At 64.0% G+C, this 20,577-nt stretch carries 19 protein-coding genes; 18 read left to right on the forward strand and 1 reads right to left on the reverse strand.

All coding sequences use genetic code 11. The annotated features are described in order from the left end of the window. Positions 1-36: 36 nt before the first annotated feature. The 10 genes from BM045_RS10705 to BM045_RS10750 are packed head-to-tail and all read left to right on the forward strand — an operon-like array spanning position 37 to position 9,819. Positions 37-2,979, forward strand: coding sequence for a monovalent cation/H+ antiporter subunit A (locus tag BM045_RS10705; RefSeq protein ID WP_092182954.1), 2,943 nt, complete (start codon positions 37-39; stop codon positions 2,977-2,979). After that, a complete protein-coding gene (locus BM045_RS10710; protein WP_092182956.1) occupies positions 2,979-3,317 on the forward strand; it encodes a Na+/H+ antiporter subunit C in 339 nt (112 codons plus the stop codon). The genes BM045_RS10705 and BM045_RS10710 overlap by 1 nt, the downstream gene beginning before the upstream one ends. Then, a complete protein-coding gene (locus BM045_RS10715) occupies positions 3,317-4,936 on the forward strand; it encodes a monovalent cation/H+ antiporter subunit D (RefSeq protein ID WP_092182958.1) in 1,620 nt (539 codons plus the stop codon). Before BM045_RS10710 ends, BM045_RS10715 begins: the two co-directional genes overlap by 1 nt. Beyond that, on the forward strand, positions 4,933-5,424 hold the full coding sequence (locus BM045_RS10720; RefSeq protein WP_210185002.1) for a Na+/H+ antiporter subunit E: 492 nt from the start codon (positions 4,933-4,935) through the stop codon (positions 5,422-5,424). Before BM045_RS10715 ends, BM045_RS10720 begins: the two co-directional genes overlap by 4 nt. Further along, positions 5,421-5,702 carry a K+/H+ antiporter subunit F gene (locus tag BM045_RS10725; protein WP_092182960.1) on the forward strand — a complete coding sequence of 94 codons (282 nt, stop codon included), beginning with the start codon at positions 5,421-5,423 and terminating at the stop codon, positions 5,700-5,702. The genes BM045_RS10720 and BM045_RS10725 overlap by 4 nt, the downstream gene beginning before the upstream one ends. Further along, entirely contained in the window at positions 5,699-6,079 is a 381-nt protein-coding gene (gene mnhG, locus BM045_RS10730; protein ID WP_092182962.1) for a monovalent cation/H(+) antiporter subunit G, read from the forward strand. Before BM045_RS10725 ends, mnhG begins: the two co-directional genes overlap by 4 nt. A 43-nt stretch (positions 6,080-6,122) precedes the next feature. Beyond that, a complete protein-coding gene (locus tag BM045_RS10735) occupies positions 6,123-6,806 on the forward strand; it encodes a TetR family transcriptional regulator (protein WP_244522948.1) in 684 nt (227 codons plus the stop codon). Positions 6,807-6,848: 42 nt separating this feature from the next. Then, positions 6,849-7,703 (forward strand): metallophosphoesterase, encoded by an 855-nt coding sequence (locus BM045_RS10740; protein WP_092182966.1) that lies wholly within the window; start codon positions 6,849-6,851, stop codon positions 7,701-7,703. Positions 7,704-7,725: 22 nt separating this feature from the next. After that, positions 7,726-9,024, forward strand: coding sequence for an ABC transporter substrate-binding protein (locus BM045_RS10745; RefSeq protein ID WP_092182968.1), 1,299 nt, complete (start codon positions 7,726-7,728; stop codon positions 9,022-9,024). A 60-nt stretch (positions 9,025-9,084) separates the two neighbouring features. Then, on the forward strand, positions 9,085-9,819 hold the full coding sequence (locus BM045_RS10750; protein WP_092182970.1) for a tyrosine-protein phosphatase: 735 nt from the start codon (positions 9,085-9,087) through the stop codon (positions 9,817-9,819). Between the two features lie 5 nt (positions 9,820-9,824). Here BM045_RS10750 and BM045_RS10755 read toward each other — a convergent pair whose 3' ends face one another. Beyond that, a complete protein-coding gene (locus BM045_RS10755) occupies positions 9,825-10,394 on the reverse strand; it encodes a TetR/AcrR family transcriptional regulator (protein ID WP_092182972.1) in 570 nt (189 codons plus the stop codon). A 150-nt stretch (positions 10,395-10,544) separates the two neighbouring features. Here BM045_RS10755 and BM045_RS10760 point away from each other — a divergent pair, with 150 nt between their 5' ends. From BM045_RS10760 to BM045_RS10795, 8 genes are all read left to right on the forward strand, one after another. After that, complete coding sequence (locus BM045_RS10760; protein WP_092182974.1) at positions 10,545-11,420, forward strand: metallophosphoesterase; 876 nt, start codon at positions 10,545-10,547, stop codon at positions 11,418-11,420. 12 nt (positions 11,421-11,432) lie between these two features. Beyond that, the gene (locus BM045_RS10765) at positions 11,433-12,722 is read left to right on the forward strand and encodes an ABC transporter substrate-binding protein (RefSeq protein WP_092182976.1); all 1,290 of its coding nucleotides are present in this window, start codon (positions 11,433-11,435) and stop codon (positions 12,720-12,722) included. Positions 12,723-12,829: 107 nt separating this feature from the next. Continuing rightward, the gene (locus BM045_RS10770; protein ID WP_092182978.1) at positions 12,830-13,750 is read left to right on the forward strand and encodes a carbohydrate ABC transporter permease; all 921 of its coding nucleotides are present in this window, start codon (positions 12,830-12,832) and stop codon (positions 13,748-13,750) included. Beyond that, the gene (locus BM045_RS10775; RefSeq protein ID WP_092182980.1) at positions 13,740-14,615 is read left to right on the forward strand and encodes a carbohydrate ABC transporter permease; all 876 of its coding nucleotides are present in this window, start codon (positions 13,740-13,742) and stop codon (positions 14,613-14,615) included. The genes BM045_RS10770 and BM045_RS10775 overlap by 11 nt, the downstream gene beginning before the upstream one ends. Continuing rightward, on the forward strand, positions 14,615-15,346 hold the full coding sequence (locus BM045_RS10780) for a tyrosine-protein phosphatase (RefSeq protein WP_092182982.1): 732 nt from the start codon (positions 14,615-14,617) through the stop codon (positions 15,344-15,346). The genes BM045_RS10775 and BM045_RS10780 overlap by 1 nt, the downstream gene beginning before the upstream one ends. Then, positions 15,346-16,470 (forward strand): ABC transporter ATP-binding protein, encoded by a 1,125-nt coding sequence (gene ugpC / locus BM045_RS10785; protein ID WP_092182984.1) that lies wholly within the window; start codon positions 15,346-15,348, stop codon positions 16,468-16,470. The genes BM045_RS10780 and ugpC overlap by 1 nt, the downstream gene beginning before the upstream one ends. 223 nt (positions 16,471-16,693) lie before the next feature. After that, positions 16,694-18,394 (forward strand): L,D-transpeptidase family protein, encoded by a 1,701-nt coding sequence (locus BM045_RS10790; RefSeq protein WP_092182986.1) that lies wholly within the window; start codon positions 16,694-16,696, stop codon positions 18,392-18,394. A 419-nt stretch (positions 18,395-18,813) separates the two neighbouring features. Beyond that, entirely contained in the window at positions 18,814-20,463 is a 1,650-nt protein-coding gene (locus BM045_RS10795; RefSeq protein WP_092182988.1) for a peptidoglycan L,D-endopeptidase MepK, read from the forward strand. Positions 20,464-20,577 lie beyond the last annotated feature (114 nt).

Genomic DNA, 20,577 nt, shown 5'->3' on the forward strand with positions numbered 1-20,577 from the left:
CCCACATTTTGCCATCCGAAGGTGCCCCCCGCGATAATGACGCCATCATTCTTGCTGACATTCGCATTGCTCGTGCCGTTCGGTGCAGCCCTCGTGGCCGCGCTGCTCCCTCAGAACGCCCGCAATGCCGAAGCCTGGTTAGCAGGAACCACCGCCGTCGCCGGTCTCGGCATCATGATCTACCTCTTCCCCCAGGTTGCCAATGGCAGCGTAGTGCGCCAGGAGATCGCCTGGATCCCGGCGCTAGGCCTCAACATCATCCTGCGCCTCGATGGCTTCGCCTGGCTGTTCGGCGTGTTGATCACCGGCGTAGGCCTGCTCGTTGTGCTCTATGCGCGCTATTACATGTCGCCCAAGGACCCGGTACCGCGCTTCTTCGCCTTCTTCCTCGCCTTCATGGGCTCCATGCTGGGCCTGGTCATGTCCGGAAATATCATCCAGCTGGTGATTTTCTGGGAGCTGACCTCGCTCACCTCGTTCCTGCTGATCGGCTACTGGTTCCACCTCGCCCAGGCCCGCGATGGCGCCCGCATGGCTTTGACCGTGACCGGCCTCGGTGGCTTGGGCCTCCTCATCGGCATGCTGATCATCGGACAGATGGTGGGCAGCTATGATCTCGACGTGGTGCTCGATTCTGGCGACCTGATCCGCGAGCATCCGCTCTATTTGCCAGCGCTGCTGCTGGTGCTGCTCGGCGCCCTGACCAAGAGCGCGCAATTTCCCTTCCACTTCTGGCTACCGCACGCCATGGCCGCCCCGACCCCGGTCTCGGCCTATCTACACTCGGCCACCATGGTGAAGGCCGGCGTCTTCCTTTTGGTCCGCTTCTGGCCGGTGATGGCCGGCACCGATGCCTGGTTCTGGATCGTCACCTGCGCCGGCATGGCGACGCTGATCTTTGGCGCCTATGCCGCCATTTTCCAGACCGACCTCAAGGGCCTGCTCGCCTATTCGACCATCAGCCACCTCGGCCTGATCACCACCCTCCTCGGCATGTCGACGCCCTTGGCCACCGTGGCGGCGATCTTCCACATCGCCAACCACGCTACCTTCAAGGCCTCGCTGTTCATGGCCGCCGGCATCATCGACCACGAGATCGGCACGCGCGACATCCGAAAGCTCAGCGGCCTGTTCCGCTTCATGCCCTTTACCGCCACCCTCGCCATGGTCGCCTCCGCCGCCATGGCCGGCGTGCCTTTGCTCAACGGTTTCCTCTCCAAGGAAATGTTCTTCGCCGAAGTGGCCGAGCGCGACGCCAATCCATTCGTCAACCTCGCCCTGCCGATCGGCGCCACCATCGCCAGCATGTTCGCCGTGGTCTATTCGCTGCGCTTCGTGCACGGCGTCTTCTTCGGCCCCAAGCCCGAAGGCCTCGAAAAGGTGCCGCATGAGCCACCGGCCCTGATGCGCCGGCCGATCGAAATCCTCGTCCTGCTCTGCCTTGTCGTCGGCGTCATCCCCGGCATTACCATCGCGCCCTATCTGGCCGCTGCGGTGGTGTCGGTCACCGGCCCCGACACCCCCTATTATAGCCTCTCGGTCTGGCACGGCTGGAACCTCGCCCTCGCCATGAGCGGCGTCGCCCTGGTCGGTGGCGTGCTGCTCTATTGGGCGCTCTATGGCTATCTCGCCCAGGGCGTCGACGGTCCGCCGCTGATCCGCCAGCTGCAGGGCAAGCGCATTTTCGAGCGCATCATGCTGACCATCACCAGCAAATGGGCCCGCCGGCTCGAGGCGCGCTTCGGTACCCGCCGCCTGCAGCCGCAGCTCTTCCTGTTGTTCCTGCTCGCCGTCGCCCTTCCCGCCAGCCTGCTGATGAGCCGCCTCGGCGGCATCAATCTCAGCTTTGCCGGCTTCGACCCGGTGTTTGCATTGCTCTGGGCTATCGGCATTGTCTGCGCAGTCGCCGCCGCGCAACAGGCCAAGTTCCACCGTCTCGTGGCACTGATCCTGCTCGGCGGCACTGGCATCGTCACCTGCATCACCTTTGTCTGGTTTTCGGCCCCCGATCTCGCCATTACCCAGCTGCTGGTGGAAATCGTCACCACTGTGCTGATCCTGCTCGGCCTGCGCTGGCTGCCCAAGCGCGTCGAAGACCTCAGCGACGAGGCCCAGGTCCTGAAAGCCCGCATCCGCCGCTATCGCGACCTCGTGCTGGCCGGCCTAGCCGGTGTCGGCATGACCGTCGTCGCCTATGCCGTGATGACCCGGCAGATCCCCGAGGGCATCTCCGAATATTTCCTCGAAAACGCCTACAAGCTCGGCGGCGGTACCAATGTCGTCAACGTCATGCTGGTGGATTTCCGCGCCTTCGATACCTTGGGCGAAATCACCGTGCTCGGCATCGTCGCGCTGACGGTCTTTGCCGTGCTGCGCCGCTTCCGTCCGGCCAGCGAATCCATCGCCAAGCCCGAACAGCAGCGCATCCAGGCCGAATTCGACGACCGCGCCCCCGAGCGCAGCCAGGGCGATACGGTCAGTGAATATCTGCTGATCCCCTCGGTGATCATGAACTGGATGTTCCCGGTGATCATCGTGCTCGCCGTGCATCTCTTCCTGCGCGGCCACGACCAGCCCGGCGGCGGCTTTGCAGCCGGCATCGTCATGTCGATCGGCTTCATCCTGCAATATATGGCCGGCGGCACGCGCTGGGTCGAAGACCGCCTGCGCATCCTGCCCGTCCGCTGGATCGGCTCGGGGCTGCTGCTGGCGCTGCTGGTTGGCGTTGCCGCGCAGTTCGTCGGCTATCCCTTCATGACCACCGCCTTCCAATATGCCGAAATCCCCTGGATCGGCCGTGTCCCCATGGCCTCGGCACTGATCTTTGACCTCGGCGTCTTCAGCCTGGTCGTCGGCGCCACCGTGCTGATCCTGATCGCCTTGGCCCACCAGTCGGTGCGCTCGCCCAAGGCGGCACGCCATGCCGCTCCGATCAAGCAGGCCGAAGTCTCCCCTGACGCACCGGTGGAGAGCCGCTGATGGAACTCATTCTCGCCATCGGCATCGGTGTCCTGACCTCCTGCGGCGTCTATCTGATGCTGCGCCCGCGCACCTTCCAGGTCATCATCGGTCTCTCTTTGCTGTCCTATGCGGTCAATCTCTTCATCTTCGCCATGGGCCGCCTCAAGACCGGCGCTGCGCCGGTCACCGCCAGCGGCGCCATTGACCCGACCCAGTTCACAGACCCGGTGCCGCAAGCGCTGGTGCTGACCGCTATCGTCATCGGCTTCGCCATGACCGCGCTTTTCCTCGTCGTCATGCTGGCCGCCCGCGGCGTCACCGGCACCGACCATGTCGATGGCAGGGAGCAGCGCTGATGACCTCTCTGCTTGACCACCTCACCGTCTTGCCGATCCTGTTGCCGCTGGCCACCGGCGCTTTGATGCTGATGCTCGATGACCGCCAGCGCGTCACCAAGGCCTTCATCAACGTCTTCGCCACGGCCCTCCTGGTCTTCCTCAGCGTGGCCATGGTAATCCGGGCCGCCAACCCGGCTGACCTGCTCGCCGTCAGCTATCCGCTCGGCAACTGGCCGGTGCCCTTCGGCATCGTGCTTGTCGCCGATCGCCTCTCCGCTATGATGGTGCTGCTGACTTCAGTTCTCGGCCTCTCGGCCCTGGTCTATTCGCTGGCCCGCTGGCACGCAGCTGGTCCGAATTTCCACACCCTGTTCCAGTTCCTGCTGATGGGGCTCAACGGCGCCTTCCTCACCGGCGACATCTTCAACCTCTTCGTCTTCTTCGAAGTCATGCTCGCCGCCTCCTATGGTCTGGCCCTGCATGGTCTGGGCCTCGCCCGCATCAAGGCGGGCCTCCACTATGTCGCCGTCAACCTCGGCGCTTCCTTCCTCTTCCTGATCGGCGCGGCGCTGATCTATGGCGTCACCGGCACGCTCAACATGGCCGACCTTGCCGCCAAGGTCGCGACCATTCCCGAACTCGATCGCGGCCTGCTCGAAGCCGGCGCCGCCTTCCTCGGCCTTGCCTTCCTGCTCAAGGCTGGCATGTGGCCGCTCGGCTTCTGGCTGCCCACCACCTATGCCGCCGCCACCGCGCCGGTCGCCGCCATGTTCGCCATCATGACCAAGGTCGGCATCTATGCCGTGCTGCGCCTCTCGACCCTGGCCTTCGGCATCGAGGCCGGCGCTTCGGCGGGCCTCGGCCAGACCGTGCTGCAGCTCGGCGGCATGGCCACCATCGCCTTCGGTGCCGTCGGCATTCTCGCCGCCCAGACCACTGGCCGCCTGGCCGGCTATTGCGTGCTGGTATCCTCCGGCACGCTGCTGGCCGCGATCGGCATGGGCAATGCCTTCGTCACCGGCGGCGCGCTCTATTATCTCGTCATCTCGACCCTGGCCGTCAGCGCCTTCTTCCTGATTGTCGAACTGCTCGAACGCATCCGCATCGCCGGTGCCGACGTGCTGGCCATCACGCTCGAAGCCTATGGCGATGACGAGGAAGAGACCGAGAACGACGAGGTCGGCCTCGCCATTCCCGGCGCCTTGGCCGTGCTCGGCATCTGCTTTTCCATCTGCGTCCTGCTGCTCGCCGGCCTGCCACCGCTGGCTGGTTTCCTCGGCAAATTCGCCATCATCTCGGCCCTGTTCAACCCCCAGGGTCTGACCGAGATCGCCCCGATTACCCCCGCGGCCTGGTGGCTGGCTGGCCTGATGATTTTTGCCGGTTTTGCCGCGCTCGTGGCACTCACCCGTACCGGCATCTCGACCTTCTGGGCCACCATGTCGGATACACCCGCCCCGGTCCGCGTCATCGAGATCGCGCCCATCCTGCTGCTGCTCGGCCTCACCGTGGTGATGACTGTCATGGCCGGCCCGGTGATGGACTATATGTATATCACGGCCGAAAACCTGCATGCCCCGGCCATCGAGATCGGCAATATCCTGGCCACACCGCTTGTCGTGGAGGTGGCACCATGATGCGCCAGATCCTGCCCTATCCCCTGCTCTCGCTCGGCATGCTGGCGCTCTGGCTATTGCTGCAGCAATCGCTCGGCCTTGGCCACATCCTGCTGGGCACTCTGGTCGCGCTGTTTGCCGGCCGCGCCCTCGCCGCGCTCGAACCGGATCGGCCGCGCATCCGCAAGCCGCTCAAGATCATCCAGCTGATGGCCCTGGTCGCCGTCGACGTGCTGCGCTCCAATCTCGCCGTGGCTCGCATCGTGCTCGACGGCCGCCACCGCGAGCATCACTCCGGCTTCCTGCTGCTGCCGCTCGAATTGCGCGACCGCTCGGCGCTGGCCGTGCTCTCCTGCATCATCACCGCCACCCCGGGCTCAGCCTGGCTCGAGTATGACGCAATGCGCGGCACCGTTCTCATTCACGTGCTCGACCTCGTCGACGAACAGGCCTGGATCGACACCATCAAGCATCGCTACGAAAGCCTGCTATTGGAGATTTTCCAATGAGCGAAACCATCCTGTTCTGGAGCATCCTCGTCTCCCAGCTGATGTTGGCCGGCGCCATGATATCAGCCACCACCCGCATGATCCGTGGCCCCCGCGCCCAGGATCGCATCCTCGCCCTCGACGCCTTCTATGTTGCCGCCATGCTGATGCTGGTGCTGTTCGGCATTCGCGTCGGCACCAGCGTCTACTTCGAGGCCGCCCTGGTCATCGGCATCCTTGGCTTCGTCTCGACCGTCGCCCTCGCCAAATTCCTGATGCGCGGCGAGGTGATCGAATGAGCGAACTTCCCGTCTGGGCCGCCCTGCTGGTCGGCTTCTTCGCCCTGGCCGGTTCGCTGCTGACCCTCCTCGGCTGCCTTGGCCTCGCGCGTCTCGACAGCTTCTACGAGCGCGTTCACGCCCCGACGCTGGGCACCAGCTTCGGCGCCATCGGCATCCTCCTGGCCTCGATCCTCTACTTCTCGGTCACCGGCCAGCGCCCGGCCGTGCATGAAGTGCTGATCGTCATCTTCGTCTCGCTGACCACCCCGGTCACCCTGATGCTGCTCGCCCGCGCCGCGCTTTATCGCGACCGCGCCGAGCAGAATGGCAATGTCCCTGCCGCCGCCTTCGGTCAGGACGTCGTGGTCGAGGCACCAGCCGACCCGCAGGCCTGACCTGTCACCACTCTGTCACCGGACTGGGCCATAGCCTTCGTCTATGTCCCGCGAGATGGAAACCGCCAGCACTGCCGACCGGCTTCGCAGCGCCTGCGAGCACCTTTTGCGCGCGGCTGCCCATCCCGAAGAGGTCACGGTGCGCAGCGTCGCCCAGCGTGCCGGCGCCAGCCTCGGCGCCGTGAACTACCATTTTGGCAGCATGGAACAGCTGATCTTTTCGGCTGGCGAGCGGGTCTATCTGCGTCTCAACGCCGAACGGCTGGCCCTGCTGCACACGGCCATCGAACGCGCCCATCCGGCTCCCGCCCGCGTCGAAGACCTGATCCTCGCCCTCGTCGGCCCCTCGATCCGCTGGAGCCTTGATCCGCAGTCGAGCTACGGCGTGCTGCGCCACATGACCACCATTGCCCAATCTAGCGACCACCCGGAAATCTTCCGCCCGATGATCGAGGATGTGGAGCATCACCTGCAGTTCATCCCGCATTTCCGCAAGGTCGCGCCCTGGCTCAGCGAAGTGGAAATCGGCTTCCGCATTTCCTGCCTGCTCGGCGTGCGCACCCAGATGACGCGCAATCGCCGCCGCACCGATGAACTGACCGGCCACAAGCTCGATCTGGCCGATGCCAACGTCGTCCTCGCCGAAGTGGTCAGCGCCACCGCGCCGATGTTCAAGCTGCCCCCTGCTCCCGATTCATACAGCGTTCCAAACTCGTCACGTCACTGAGACAGGACAGGCATAGGTCGTGCCCAGCAACGGAGCACGACCATGGCCGAAACCCTCTTCATCCACATCACCGACCTCCATGTCGGCAACCCTGCTGTCCCCGACGATCACCTGTTCAGCGATACGTCGGCCACCCTGGCCCGCGTGCTCGAGCTGATCGGCACCATGGATCAGAAGCCCAAATTCATCATCGCCAGCGGCGACCTGACCAATCGCGGCGATGCCGATAGCTATCGTCAGCTCAAGTCCATCATGGCCGCCACCGACCTGCCCGTCATCTATGCCATTGGCAATCACGACACCCGCGCCGGCTTCTACGAAGGCATGCTGGGCCAGACCCAGGATCTCGAACTTCCTTATGACCACGAACAGGTCATCGAGGGCGTCCATATCATCACGCTCGACACCACGACGCCCGGCCAGATCGGCGGCAGCATTGAGCCCGAACAGTTTGCCTGGCTCGAAGCGGCTCTCGACAGCCATCCTGACCTGCCCAAGCTGATCGTTGCCCACCACGCTCCGGCGCTAGGCGATACCCCGCCCTGGGACCATTGGCGCACCATTGAATTCACCCAGTCGCAGACCCTCGCCGCCCTGCTCAAGGGCCGCAATGTCCTCGGCATTCTCTCGGGCCACATCCACCACGACCGCTTTTCGGTCTGGCACGGCATTCCGGTGATCGTTGGCATGGGTCAGCACGCCGCGACCGACATCCTCACCACCGATGTGCTGCGCATGGTGGAAGGCTCCTCTTTCGGCATCGGCACCGTGCGCCGCTCCGGCCTCACCATGGCCCTGGTGCCGCTGCCCCAGACACGTGCCGAGCTCAATCGCTACGACCTCAAGCTCCTCCGCCAGAAGCAGGAAGCTGCCCTGGCCGAAGCCACCGCCAACTGATCCCTCCTCAAGGACCAAGCCAATGATCAAGCGCAATTTCATCAAACTGCTGGCCGCCGCCAGCCTGGGCTTCACCACCCTCTCCGGCGCAGCCTTCGCCCAGATGGCCGGTGAAATCACCGAGCCGGTGACCATCACCTTCTACAATTACAACCTCGCCACGGCGAGCGCCGGCGCTGACGCGACCCGTGAACTGCTCGCCAAGTTTGAAGAAGAAAATCCCAATATCAAGGTCGAGACCGTTGGCGTTCCGTCCAACGAAATCGTCACGCGTCTGCAGGCCGATATGGCCGCCGGCCAGCAGCCCGACGTTGCCCAGCTGGTGTTCCGCGACCTCTATTATATCGCCAGCGACCTGGGCGCCAACGCGCTCGAAGACATGGCCGGCGCTGATGGCTATGCCGCCCTCACCGATGGCATGATCCCGCGCGGTCTCGACCTCGGCAAGATCGACGACAAGACCTATGGCCTTGCCTATACCTTCTCGACCCCGGTGCTGTTCTATAACGCCGACTTGTTCCGCGAAGCCGGTCTCGACCCTGAAAATCCGCCCAAGACCTGGGCCGAGGTCAAGGCCGCTGCGGAAGCCATCGTCGAAAAGACCGATGCCGAAGGCTTCTTTCCCGGCGCCTATGGCCCGGCCGACGGCACCTTCGTCTATCAGGCGATCCTGATGTCCAACGGCGGCACTGTCCGCGACGGCAACACCCTGACCTTCGCCAATCCCGAAGGCATTGAAGCCGTGCAGATGCTGCGCGACATGGTCGAAAGCGGTGCGCATGCCCAGATCGACACGGCCGGCGCAAGCGAAGCCATGGCTGCCGGCAATCTCGGCATGTTCCTCTACACCAGCGCCGTCCAGAACAGCCTCTCCAAGGCTTCGGAAGGCAATTGGGATCTGCGCGTCACCGGCATGCCGGCCTTTGGCGACAAGCCCACCGCTCCGACCAACTCCGGTTCGGCGCTCTATAGCTTCTCCAAGGACCCGATCAAGCAGCGCGCCTCCTACGAGCTGATGAAGTTCCTGACCTCGAAATATGGCTACACCATCATCACCAGCAAGATCGGCTACCTGCCGCTCCGCCTCGATATCGTCGATGATGCCGAATATCTCGGTGCCTGGACCGAAGCCCATCCGCTGATCCGTCCGAACCTCGAGCAGCTCTCGCGCCTGACCCCGAACGTCGCCTTCCCCGGCCCGAACTACCGCCAGGCGGAATCGATGATGAAGGAAGCCGTCACCGAAGCCGTGCTCGGCACCGGCGATGTCACCGAAGTGCTGACCGGCGCCCAGACCAACGCCCAGAGCCTGATGCCCTGATCCTGTCGGGCGTGGCCTAACGGGCCGCGCCCACCCTCTTCTCATTGACTGGAGGCCGCCATGACCATGGCAACCCAGCGGCATTGGCCCTTGCCGGACACTCATAACATTCGCGATCTCGGCGGCTATGCCCGCGCCACCGGCGGCACCACCCAGTGGAACCGCATCCTGCGCGGCGAGGCCCTGCACTACCTGCGCGACGAAAGCGTTGCCCAGTTGACCGACCAGCATCTGGCCCTGGTCATCGACCTGCGCGGTCCCCACGAGACCACCGTCACGCCGCATCCCTTTATCGACCATCCCACGGTCGCCTATCGCAATATCGTGCTGTTCAATGCCCTGGCCCCGATCGCCATGGCCGAAGCGCCCTTCGACATGTCAAAGCGCTATTGCGATGCCCTCGACACCTGCGGCCCGCAACTGGCCGAAGTGCTGCGCGCCATCATCACCGCCCAGCCGGGCATCGTGCTGTTTCATTGCACCGCCGGCAAGGATCGCACAGGCGTCATCGCCGCGCTCTTGCTGGCCCTCGCCGGCGCCAGCCGCGCCGATATCGTGGCCGACTATGCTCTGACCGCCGAGGCGGAGGGCCTGATCGGACAGCTGCGCCAGCGCGCCATCGCTGCCGGCGGCCAGCCCGAGCATATCGACCGTGTCCTTGCCAGCGATGCCGGCACCATGGAGATCATGCTCGATCATCTCGACGCCGCCCATGGTGGCATCAACGCCTATCTGGCTTCAATCGGCCTGACCCCGTCCGAAGTCACCCAGCTGACCGACCGGCTATGTGCCTGAACGCGCTAGGCCCGCACTGCGGACCAGCACATGTCCGCCACCAGCTGACGCTCGGCTTGCGCCAGCCTGGTGTCGGTCAGGCGGCGGCGCTTCAGCGTGTTGCGGATCGAACCGCGCAAAAAGCTCATGATCATCGTGGATCGCCCCGCCCGCACCACACCGGCGGCCTGCGCCGCCTCGATCATTGCGTTGCCATGCTGCACGAAGGGCCCGAAGATCGCTTTGGCATCACCGGGGCTGATCAGCGGATTATTGTCGAGATAGTCGAACAGCCGCGCCCGATCCGCATCCTCCCAGATGAAGTCGATATAGCACGCGATGTAGTCGCGAACCTGCGTCTCGGCGCTGCTGTCGGGCTCCGGCGGCGTGATCAGTCGCTCGGACATCTCTGTGCTGACGCGCGTGTAGACGCCCAGCACCAGCGATTCCTTGGAGTCGAAGTAATTATACAGCGAGCCGGTCGCCACGCTCGCCTCCTCGGCGATCGCCGCCATCGAACACTGCAATCCATTGCGCACGATCAGCCGGGCTGCAGCGGCCAGGATACGCTCACGCTTGTCGGGTACAAAATCCATAAACTGAATGAACCTTCATTCACCTGTCATGCACGGACGCTAACTCTATCCCCGCCGCCGCACAAGTCGATTGTAAAAAATATAGGCGCAACAAACAGTTACAGCGGAATTACTGCCGTTTTGGTGACCGCCAGAGCAAGGAGAGCGCTCGTGTCCGAACCCGTGACCTTCATCCATCTGACTGATCTGCATGTCGGCAATCCCGCCGTGCCGGATGACCATCTTTATTCCGATACCACGACGACGCTCCGCCGCATTCTGGCCGAGATCAAGACGCTGGTGCCGCAGCCCAAATTCATCGTCGCCAGTGGCGACCTGACCAATCGCGGCGACGCGGCCAGCTACGAAAACCTCAAGGCGATCCTTGCCGAAGCCGGTCTCGATATACCGATCCTGTTTGCCCTGGGCAATCACGACCGCCGCGACGGCTTCTACCCGACCATGCTCGGCCGCAGCGACAACCTCAACGCCCCCTATGACCACGCCGCCGTTATCGCCGGTATCCATGTCATTACGCTGGATTCCAGCGTGCCCAACAAGATCGGCGGCGCCTTCGAAGCCGGCCAGCTTGACTGGCTCAAGGCTGAACTCGACAGCCATGCCGAGCTGCCCAAGCTGCTGGTCATGCACCACGCCCCCGCGCTCGATACCCACAATCCCGACATGGAATGGGAATCGCTCTCCTATGCCGACACCGAAAGCCTGCGCCAGGCCGTCGCCGGCAAGAATGTGATCGGCATACTCTCCGGCCATATCCACTATGACCGCGTCTCCAACTGGTACGGCATCCCCACCGTGGTCGGCATCGGCCAGCATGCCGCCACTGACGTGACCTGGTTGCATGAAGGCCTGCGCATGCTCGATGGCGCCGCCTTTGCCATCGGCACGCTGCGCCCCTCGGGCCTCTCCATCACCTTTGCCCCGCAGGCGGCCACACGCCAGCCCCTGCATAGCTTCACCTGGGTCGGCATGACCGAGGCGCTCAAGAAATACGAAGCCGACACCGCCGTCGCGGCCGCTGAATAGCAGGAAGAGCCCATGTTCCGCACCACCATCATCGCCAGTCTGCTGGCTCTCTCCACGGCCGTTCCGGTCCTGGCCCAGACAATGGCACCCAGCATCGACACGCCCGTCACCATCCGCTTTTACAATTACAACCTCGCCACCGCCGGCCTCGGCGCCGAGGCGACGCAGAAGCTGATCAATGAATTCATGGCCGAAAATCCCAATGTCACGGTCGAAGGCGTCGGCTATTCCAGCGCCGACAGCAGCCGCATCCAGGCCGACCTCGCAGCGGGCCAGGCCGTCGACGTTGTCCAGACCGTGTTCTCCGACCTCGATTTCTCGGTCAACAATTTCGGCGCCCAGGCGCTGGAAGACATTGCCCCAGCCGCCGAAATCACCGCCCATCTCGAAGGCATGCACCCCAACGGCACCAAGCTCGGCGTGCTGAACGGCAAGACCTATGGCCTCGCCTATACCTTCTCGACCCCGGTGCTGTTCTACAATGCCGACCTGTTCCGCGCCGCCGGCCTTGATCCCGACAGCCCGCCCAAGACCTGGGCGGACATCAAAACGGCGGCCCTTGCCATCGAAGACAAGACCGATGCCGAAGGCTTCACCGGCGGCATCACCGGCCCCGGCGCCGTCGACTGGCTGCTGCAGGGCGTCGTCCGCTCCAACAATGGCGAAGTCATCTCGCGTGACCGCAAGACGCTGAAATTCGCCGAGCCGGAAGCCGTCGAAGCCGTTGCCATGCTGCGCGACCTCTACGACGCCGGTGTCTACGAGAATTACGACTTTGCTGGTGCCGTCGATGGCATGGCCTCGGGCCATCTCGGCATGTATCTGCAGACCAGTGCCCTTCAGGGTTCGCTGGTGGCCGGTGCCAAGGACAATTACGAACTCCGCTCCGCCGCCATGCCGCAGTTCGGCGACAGGCCGACCCGCCCGAACAATTCGGGTTCGGCCCTCACCATCCACACCACCGACCCGCTCAAGCAGCGCGCCGCCTGGGAGCTGATGAAGTTCCTCACCTCCGAGCATGGCTACACCATCATCACCTCGGAAATCGGCTACCTGCCGCTGCGTCCGTCCATCGTCGAGGACGAGCGCTACCTCAAGGCCTGGGTCGCCGAGCACCCGCTGGTTGCCCCCAACCTTGAACAGCTCGACCGTCTCGAGCCCTGGGATCCGATGCCCGGTCCGAACTACCGCCAGATCGGCAAGACCATGATGGACGCCGTTGAAATGTCGATCTTCGGCGGCGCCGATGTCGCGGCAACCCTGGCTGATGCCCAGGCCAATGCACAGGCTCTGATGCCGTAAACCCCCTTGGCTCGCCGGTTGCGGCAGCCCTGACGGAAAGCTCCTTCCCTGGCTTTCCCGATGGCTGCGCGACCGGCGGGCCAGACCCCTTTCGAAAGGAGCGCGACATGGCAATTGCTATCGCCACCCCCGCCCGCCTGCGCCGCAAGAGTCATGCGCGCTGGTCGCCCTGGCTCTATCTGGCGCCGGCACTCATTACCCTTTTGGTGTGGATCTACTGGCCCCTGGTCGATGCCGCGCGCCTGAGCTTTTATCAGTGGAACATGCTGCCCAATTCGCCGCAGACCTTTGTCGGCTGGGAAAACTACCAGCGCATTTTCGCGCTGCCCAAATTCTGGCAGGCCCTGCGCAACACCGGCGTCTATATCCTCGGCCTCTTGCCACTCGCCGTGCTAATCCCGCTGGCCATCGCCATCTATACCCACGACCTGCCCGAGCGCTCGCGCAACATCTACCGCGCCATCATCTTCGTGCCGATGATCATCGCCCCGGTGGTTGCCGCTGCCGTCTGGCGCTGGCTGCTCGATCCCGGCTATGGCCTCGCCAACCAGGCCATCAAAGGCCTCGGCTTCGACCCGGTCAAATTCCTCTCCGATCCGGATACCGCCATCTGGACCGTCATCGTCATAACCGGCTGGAAGCTGATGGGGTTTTCGACCCTCATCCTCTCGGCCGCCAATGCCAATATCAATCCCACCCTGATCGAGGCTGCCCGCATGGACGGCGCCGGCAAGTGGGAGATCATTCGCGACGTCCGCCTGCCGCTGCTCAGCTCCACCGTGCTGTTCCTTGTGGTCATGACCATCCTGCTCGGGGCGCAGTGGAGCTTCACCTATATCAACGTCCTGACCGGCGGCGGCCCGCTCGGCGCCACCACCAATATCTACTATCTGCTCTGGGACTTCGGCTTCTCCACCATGTCGGTGGGTTGGGGCTCGGCCTCGGCGGTCATCCTTTTCCTCGGCTTCGGCGTCATAGCCTTCGTGCTGTTCCGCCTGATCGACAGGTATTCCTTCCATGACAACTGATGCTCTCGCCCGCCCGGTCCGGGTCCGCACCGCGCCGCTGCGCCGTATCTCGTCCCAATCGGGTCTGAATACCGCCGCCGGTCACCTGCTCATGGTGCTGCTGTCGATCTTCTGCCTGTTTCCGGTCTACTGGATGCTGGTCAGCTCGTTCCGGCCGGCCAATGCCATGTTCGAGACCAGCCTCTGGCCAACCCAGGGGTCGCTGGAAAACTACACCACGGCCATCGACGCCATCCCGATCGCCCGCATGCTGCTCAACACGCTGGTCTTCTCGGCGGTCTCGACCGTCTTCCAGCTGCTGACCGGCATTCTGGCCGCCTTCGCCTTTGCCCGCTGGAAATTCCCCTTCGACAAGCTGGTCTATACAGGCGTGGCACTGACCTGGCTGGTGCCCTTCCAGGTGGTGATGATTCCCAATTACTTGCTGGTCGCGCATATGGGCCTGCTCGACAGCATTCTGGCGTTGATCCTGCCCAATATCGCGGCGGCTCTCGCCATCATGCTGCTGGCCCAGGCCATGCGCGGCTTCCCCAAGGAAGTCATCGAGGCCGCCCGCATGGATGGCGCCAGCAATTGGCGTATCCTCTGGGAAGTGCTGGTACCCAACCTGCGTGGCACTATCGCCTCGCTGGCCATCCTCATCTTCATCTCGACCTGGAACGAATATTTCTGGCCGCTGCTGCTCTCGCGAACCGCCGAGAACAGCGTCATCCAGATCGGCATCCAGATGTTCATGACCGCCGAAGGCAATGCCTGGGGCCCGCTGATGGCGGCCTCGACGCTAGCCAGCCTGCCGGTGCTCGTCATTTACGTCGTCCTGCAGCGTCAGGTCGTCCAATCCTTCATGAAATCCGGAATTCGCTGATGCAGCCGCAACGCCACCTGCCCATAGCGGGCACCTATAATGTCCGCGACCTCGGCGGCTATGCCGTTGCCGACGGCCAGACCCAATGGGGCCGCCTGCTCCGCGCCGATGCCCTGCACCGGCTCGACGCCGAGGGCGTCGACGCCATGCTGGCCGCCGGCATCACCACGGTCATCGACCTGCGCCACGGCAATGAGCTGACCCACCAGCCCAATCCTTTCCTTGGGCACGCCAAGGTCGCCTATCACAATGTCTCGCTGCTCGACGGCCTCGCCCCGACCGTACTGGGTGACGGTGACGTGCTGCTTGATCTCTACAAGCTCGCCTTGACCCAGCGCCAGCCGGCCCTCGCCGAAGTGCTGCAGATCATCGCCGATGCCCCGCCCGGGGCTGTGCTGTTCCACTGCACTGCCGGCAAGGATCGCACCGGCATCGTCGCCGCCCTGCTGCTCGGCCTCGCCGGCGTCGAAGCGGGTCTGATCGTCGAGGACTATGCCCTCACCGCGGCCATGATCGCCCCGATCATCGCCGAAATCACCGAGGGCGCCGTGGCTCGTGGCGCCGACCCGGAAGGCTTCCAGCGCCTTCTGGCATCCGAACCCGCCACCATGGTCGCAACCCTTGCCTTTATCGAAGCCGAGTTTGGCTCCATGACCGCCTATGTCCAGTCCATCGGGCTGGACGAGGCCACCATAACCCGCCTGCGCAACCGCCTTCTGGGAGACTTCTGATGGCCGATGTCACGATCACCAATGTCAAGAAAACCTATGACGGCAAGCCGGTCCTGCATGGCATTGACGTCACCCTGCCCGACGGCCATTTCGTCGTCATCGTCGGCCCCTCCGGCTGCGGCAAGTCCACGCTGCTGCGCATGATCGCCGGCCTCGAAGACATCACCTCGGGCGAAATCGCCATCGGCGGCACGGTGATGAACGACATCGAGCCGGCCGATCGCGGCTGCGCCATGGTGTTCCAGAACTATGCGCTTTATCCGCATATGACCGTGCGCCAGAATATCGCCTACCCGCTGCGCCTCGCCAAACTACCCGTCGCCGAGCGCGAGGAGCGCGTCGCCCAGGCCGCCCGCATCCTCAACCTCACCGACTATCTCGACCGCCGCCCGGCCCAGCTCTCGGGCGGCCAGCGCCAGCGCGTCGCCATGGGCCGCGCCATCGTGCGCGAACCTGAGGTTTTCCTCTTCGACGAACCCCTCAGCAACCTCGACGCCCTGCTGCGCGTGCAGATGCGCATCGAGATCAAGCGCCTCCACAAGCGTCTCAACGCCACGTCCATTTTCGTTACCCACGACCAGGTCGAAGCCATGACCCTGGCCGATACGCTGATCGTCATGAATGCCGGCCGCGTCGAACAGATCGGCTCCCCCGCCGAAATCTACCGACGCCCCGCTTCGGTCTTCGTCGCCGGCTTCATGGGCTCGCCCGCCATGAACCTGCTGCCCGCCACGGTGGGCGCAGATGGTGAGGTCGTGCTCGACGGCATCGCTGGTGACATCATCGCCCAGTCCAGCCTGCGAACGGGCACGCCGCTCACCATCGGCATCCGCCCCGAAAGCATTACCCTCGCCACCCAACCCGGCAAGGGCCTGCCCGTCACCATCGACCTCGTCGAAGAACTGGGCGGCTCGCGCGTCGCCTATTACAATCTCTCCGGCAGCGAACTGGCCGTCGTCCTGCCGCCCGGCGATGAAGGCCTCGAAGGTAAGACTGTCTGGCTGAGCTTCCCCACCGAAGCGCTGCAGGCCTTCGACCGCGTCACTGGCAAGCGCCTGGACACGGCCTTTGCCACGAGCGTCAAGCGAGCCGCCCCGCTCAATGCCGAGGCAGTACGCGTCTAGCCAATCACCACTACCCTCAAAAGACCGACCAAAGCCGTGGCTTTGGTCGGCTCTGGCATCACCAACACTGTGTCATCCCCACCACAACGCGCGCTCACAAAGTTGCGAGTGATTGCTCCCGTTAAGGTTTGCAGAGTATTGCTCGAAGGCGCGGAAATGGCCCGCCGAGTCCTCTTCGAACCGGAAATGCGGCCCTCATAGCGTCGCCGTGCATGGAGCTCAGATGAACAAGATCCTGGTATCTTTGGTCGCCGTTTTGGCCGGCATTGGCAGTGTTTTGCCCGCCATGGCCCAGGAAGTGACCGGCCTCGCCGCCAGCCCCGTCATCATCGCCCCGCCGCAGACGCCTCTGGCCGAAACCATCAAGCAAGGCCTCTCGGCGGCCTATAATGGCGCCCGCCAGGATAGCGCCGCCTATACCGAAGCCCAGCGGCTCTATTTCTTCTATGGCGCCCGCCATTTCGAGCCGATCTGGCTCAGCACCGCCGCCAATGGCGAGGTGGCTTTCTCCGAATCCGCCCAGAAAATCTTGAAACTGTTCGAACGTGCCGAAAGCGAAGGCCTACGCCCGTCCGATTATCTGACGCCAGACCTCGATCCGGCCGCCGCCAAGGGCGATCCGCTCAAGCTTGCCGCGCTCGAAACCGCCTTCTCTGGCGCCGCTTTACGCTACGCCACCCATATCTACACCGGCCGCATCATTCCCTCATCGGTCGATGCCAATCTTGATATCCAGCCCAAAAAGCTCGATGACGCCGCGCTGCTGGTCCAGCTGGCCACCAGCCCCGATCCGGTCAAAGTGCTGGCTGCGCTCGAGCCGACCCATCCCGAATTCCTGGCGCTGAAGGCAGCCCTCGCGACCTTCGATGACAGCAAGACCGACCGCCCCGCCCAGATCGCCACCGGTCCGAGCCTCAAGCCCGGCATGAGCGATCCGCGTGTGCCCGCGCTGCGCGCCCGTCTCAAGCTCGAGCCGGTCGATGGCCTGGTCTATGACGATGCCATCGTCGAGGCCATGAAGGCCTTCCAGGCCACCCAGTCGCTCGATGTCGATGGCGTCATGGGCCCGGCGACCCTCACCGCGCTGAATGGCGGCGTGCCGGTTACCAAGTCCGACATCATCGCCAATATGGAACGCTGGCGCTGGATGCCGCGCGACCTCGGCCAGTTCAATGTCTTCGTCAACATTCCCGAATTCCGCCTCGCCATCAATCGCGACGGCGCCGAGGAATACACCACCCGCGTCGTGGTCGGCACCACCAAGAACCAGACGCCGGTGTTCTCGGACAATATCCGCCACGTGGTGGTGAACCCCTATTGGAATGTCCCCAGCTCGATCATCAAGGGTGAGATCGCCCCGGCCGTGCTGCGCGATCCGGGCTATACCGACAGCCACAATATGGACCTGCTCTACAATGGCGAGCCGGTCAGCCCCTGGCAGGTCAACTGGAACATGGTCTCAAACTCCAACTTCCCCTTCCGCGTGCGCCAGCGCCCCGGCCCGGGCAATTCGCTGGGGCAGATCAAGTTCCTGTTCCCCAACAAGCATGACGTCTACCTGCACGACACCCCGTCCAAGTCGCTGTTCTCGCGCTCCGGCCGCGCCTTCAGCCATGGCTGCGTGCGTGTGGAAAACCCGATGGAATTTGCCGGCGCGCTAATGGCCAACGAGGCCAATATCTCCCGTGCCTCGCTCGAAGCCATGTTTGGCCCCAATGAAAAATGGGTGAACCCGGACAAGCAGATCCCGGTCCACATCGCCTATTTCACCCTGCGCCCCAATGCCGATGGCACGCTCCAGTCCTATGGCGACATCTACGGTCACAACGCTAAACTGATCGCCGCCATGGGCCTCTCCAAGCCCGCCATCGCCCCCGAAATCATCGCCGAAGTGAACACTATCGTCGACGATCTTTCTCCCTGAGCTAGCCTCTGGGCCATCGCGGCCAACCATCACCCCACCCTCAATCCCTCCCCATTCAGGGGAGGGAAGTCATCGCTCAGCGAACGCGATGTCTCTTATCCCTTCCCCTTATGGGGAGGGTGGCCCCTTGTGGGTCGGTGGGGGTATCTCGCCCGCACAGTCGTTGGCTGAAACAGCCGCATTCCTCCAGTAACCCCAACCCCTTAACCCCGCGTTTACAATTTCGCCTTGGTTGTGCCCGGTTTTGCCCGTAATAATTGGCCCTGAGGGGTCCGGTATGGCCGCCTTGAGATCGCGTTAGCGTTAATAAAATCCACTGATTTTGACGCTAACCTACGACCACAACTGGCAACAACCGGGCAGAGTATAGCGTGGCGGGGACTTCCTTTTTGAAACGGCACCATATCGTGCGGCTTCTCATGGCCGCCCTCGTGAGCATCGTCGCCATCCTGCCGCAGGCCGTCGTGCCCGCCGCCGCCGCTTCAGAGCGCGCCATCTACCTCTATTATACCCACACCAAGGAAACCGCCCGCATCGTCTTCAAGCGCAACGGGCAATATGTGCAGTCGGGCCTCCAGGAACTCAATGTCTTCCTGCGCGACTGGCGCCGCAACGAGCCGGCCCAGATGGACCCGCGCCTGTTTGATCTGGTCTGGGAAGTCTATCAGGAAGTCGGCGCCACCCAGCCGGTCAATGTCGTCTCGGCCTATCGTTCGCCCCAGACCAACGCCATGCTGCGCTCGTCCTCCTCGGGCGTTGCCGAAAATTCCCAGCATATCAAGGGACGGGCGATGGACTTTTTCATCCCCGGGGTCCCCCTTGCCAAGCTGCGTGCAGTGGCCATGCGCAAGCAGGTCGGCGGCGTCGGCTTCTATCCGACCTCGGGCAGCCCCTTCGTCCATCTCGACGTCGGCTCGGTCCGCGCCTGGCCGCGCATGACCCGCGCCCAGCTCAAGGAAATCTTCCCCGACGGCCGCACCATGCACCTGCCCACCGATGGCAAGCCCCTGTCGCAGGAAGGCTATCAGACCGCCATGAACGGCTGGAAACAGTGCCATCGCTATCCATGCGACGGCTCATCCTCCGGCACCCAGACCGCCGATAGCGGCAGCGGCAAGTCGCTGATGGACCTGTTCTTCGGCGGCAAGGAAAGCCAGCCGGCCGCTGTAGCCGCCCCTGTCCCCAGCCGTGCCGCTGAACCGGCGCCCGTTCAGGTCGCCGCCGTCGCACCGCAGCCCGCCATGCCCAGCGCCGCACCCATGCCGGCACCGCGCCCAGCCGCCTTCGGTGGCGTAACGGCGCCTGTTGAAACCGCCGCTGCAGCCGAACCTGTCCTGCCCTTCTCGACCACCGGCAGCGCCCCGCTCGATCCGTCCGAGCTGGTAACCGTCGCCACGGCGCCCATCCCGGCGATGAAGTCCGAAACCCTCCGCGTTGCCACCGCCTCGGGCATTCCGTCGGGCGATGCCGTCACTGCCATCGCCGCGCTCACCGCACCCATGCCGCAGCCGCGCCTCATCATGAGCGACCGCCCCGAAGCCATGACGGCCTATGCCGCCCCCATGGCCCAGGATGCCGGCGCCCAGCGCGCGCTCGAAATGATCATCGCCACCGAAACCACGGCGTCGACTGCCCCCGCTCCCGTTGCGCGCACCCCCATCCTGCCGCTGACCGGCTCGACCAATCTGCGCACTGCCTCGCTCGGCGGCGGCCAGCCGGTCTCCAGCGCCGTCAGCAATCTGTTCGACGGCACCTTCGGCGCCGCCCAGCAGGATGCCCCGGTCGCAGCCGCCCTGGCCGAACATCTCGCCAAGCGCCCAACGCCCGGCGCCATGCGCAGCCCGGAAATGATCGCGCCAGACCTCGAGCATATCGCCGATGTCTTCACCGCGCCCGTTTCGGTGACTTCCGACCACTTCGCCAATATCTGGGATCACGACGAGGCCGATTTCGACCCCACCGCCGAAATGGGCAAATACGTGACGGTCATGCGCGTCGGCGACAATCCGGCCGGCCTGTCGCACACCAGCTTTGTCACCGCCAAGCCCGTCGCGCTGGTCGCCAACTAGCCGCCCCAATTCAGGCCATATGCCGCACTAGCAATCCCCGTTCGCATCTTGCGGCGGGGATTGCCGTTATTGCCAAGCCCGCGCCCGAAGCCTAAACACCATCGTTAACGCCGC

It is taken from the genome of Devosia sp. YR412, assembly GCF_900110945.1.
Classification (GTDB): domain Bacteria; phylum Pseudomonadota; class Alphaproteobacteria; order Rhizobiales; family Devosiaceae; genus Devosia.

Bases quoted from the DNA above. Each gene is read 5' to 3' on its own strand.
- BM045_RS10750 (WP_092182970.1), top strand. From the start codon at position 9,085: ATGACCATGGCAACCCAGCGGCATTGGCCCTTGCCGGACACTCATAAC.
- BM045_RS10715 (WP_092182958.1), top strand. From the start codon at position 3,317: ATGACCTCTCTGCTTGACCACCTCACCGTCTTGCCGATCCTGTTGCCG.
- BM045_RS10705 (WP_092182954.1), top strand. From the start codon at position 37: ATGACGCCATCATTCTTGCTGACATTCGCATTGCTCGTGCCGTTCGGT.
- BM045_RS10795 (WP_092182988.1), top strand. From the start codon at position 18,814: ATGGCCGCCCTCGTGAGCATCGTCGCCATCCTGCCGCAGGCCGTCGTG.
- ugpC (WP_092182984.1), top strand. From the start codon at position 15,346: ATGGCCGATGTCACGATCACCAATGTCAAGAAAACCTATGACGGCAAG.
- BM045_RS10710 (WP_092182956.1), top strand. From the start codon at position 2,979: ATGGAACTCATTCTCGCCATCGGCATCGGTGTCCTGACCTCCTGCGGC.
- BM045_RS10770 (WP_092182978.1), top strand. From the start codon at position 12,830: ATGGCAATTGCTATCGCCACCCCCGCCCGCCTGCGCCGCAAGAGTCAT.
- BM045_RS10780 (WP_092182982.1), top strand. From the start codon at position 14,615: ATGCAGCCGCAACGCCACCTGCCCATAGCGGGCACCTATAATGTCCGC.
- BM045_RS10755 (WP_092182972.1), bottom strand. From the start codon at position 10,394: ATGGATTTTGTACCCGACAAGCGTGAGCGTATCCTGGCCGCTGCAGCC.
- BM045_RS10790 (WP_092182986.1), top strand. From the start codon at position 16,694: ATGAACAAGATCCTGGTATCTTTGGTCGCCGTTTTGGCCGGCATTGGC.
- BM045_RS10745 (WP_092182968.1), top strand. From the start codon at position 7,726: ATGATCAAGCGCAATTTCATCAAACTGCTGGCCGCCGCCAGCCTGGGC.
- mnhG (WP_092182962.1), top strand. From the start codon at position 5,699: ATGAGCGAACTTCCCGTCTGGGCCGCCCTGCTGGTCGGCTTCTTCGCC.
- BM045_RS10725 (WP_092182960.1), top strand. From the start codon at position 5,421: ATGAGCGAAACCATCCTGTTCTGGAGCATCCTCGTCTCCCAGCTGATG.
- BM045_RS10765 (WP_092182976.1), top strand. From the start codon at position 11,433: ATGTTCCGCACCACCATCATCGCCAGTCTGCTGGCTCTCTCCACGGCC.
- BM045_RS10740 (WP_092182966.1), top strand. From the start codon at position 6,849: ATGGCCGAAACCCTCTTCATCCACATCACCGACCTCCATGTCGGCAAC.
- BM045_RS10720 (WP_210185002.1), top strand. From the start codon at position 4,933: ATGATGCGCCAGATCCTGCCCTATCCCCTGCTCTCGCTCGGCATGCTG.
- BM045_RS10775 (WP_092182980.1), top strand. From the start codon at position 13,740: ATGACAACTGATGCTCTCGCCCGCCCGGTCCGGGTCCGCACCGCGCCG.
- BM045_RS10735 (WP_244522948.1), top strand. From the start codon at position 6,123: ATGTCCCGCGAGATGGAAACCGCCAGCACTGCCGACCGGCTTCGCAGC.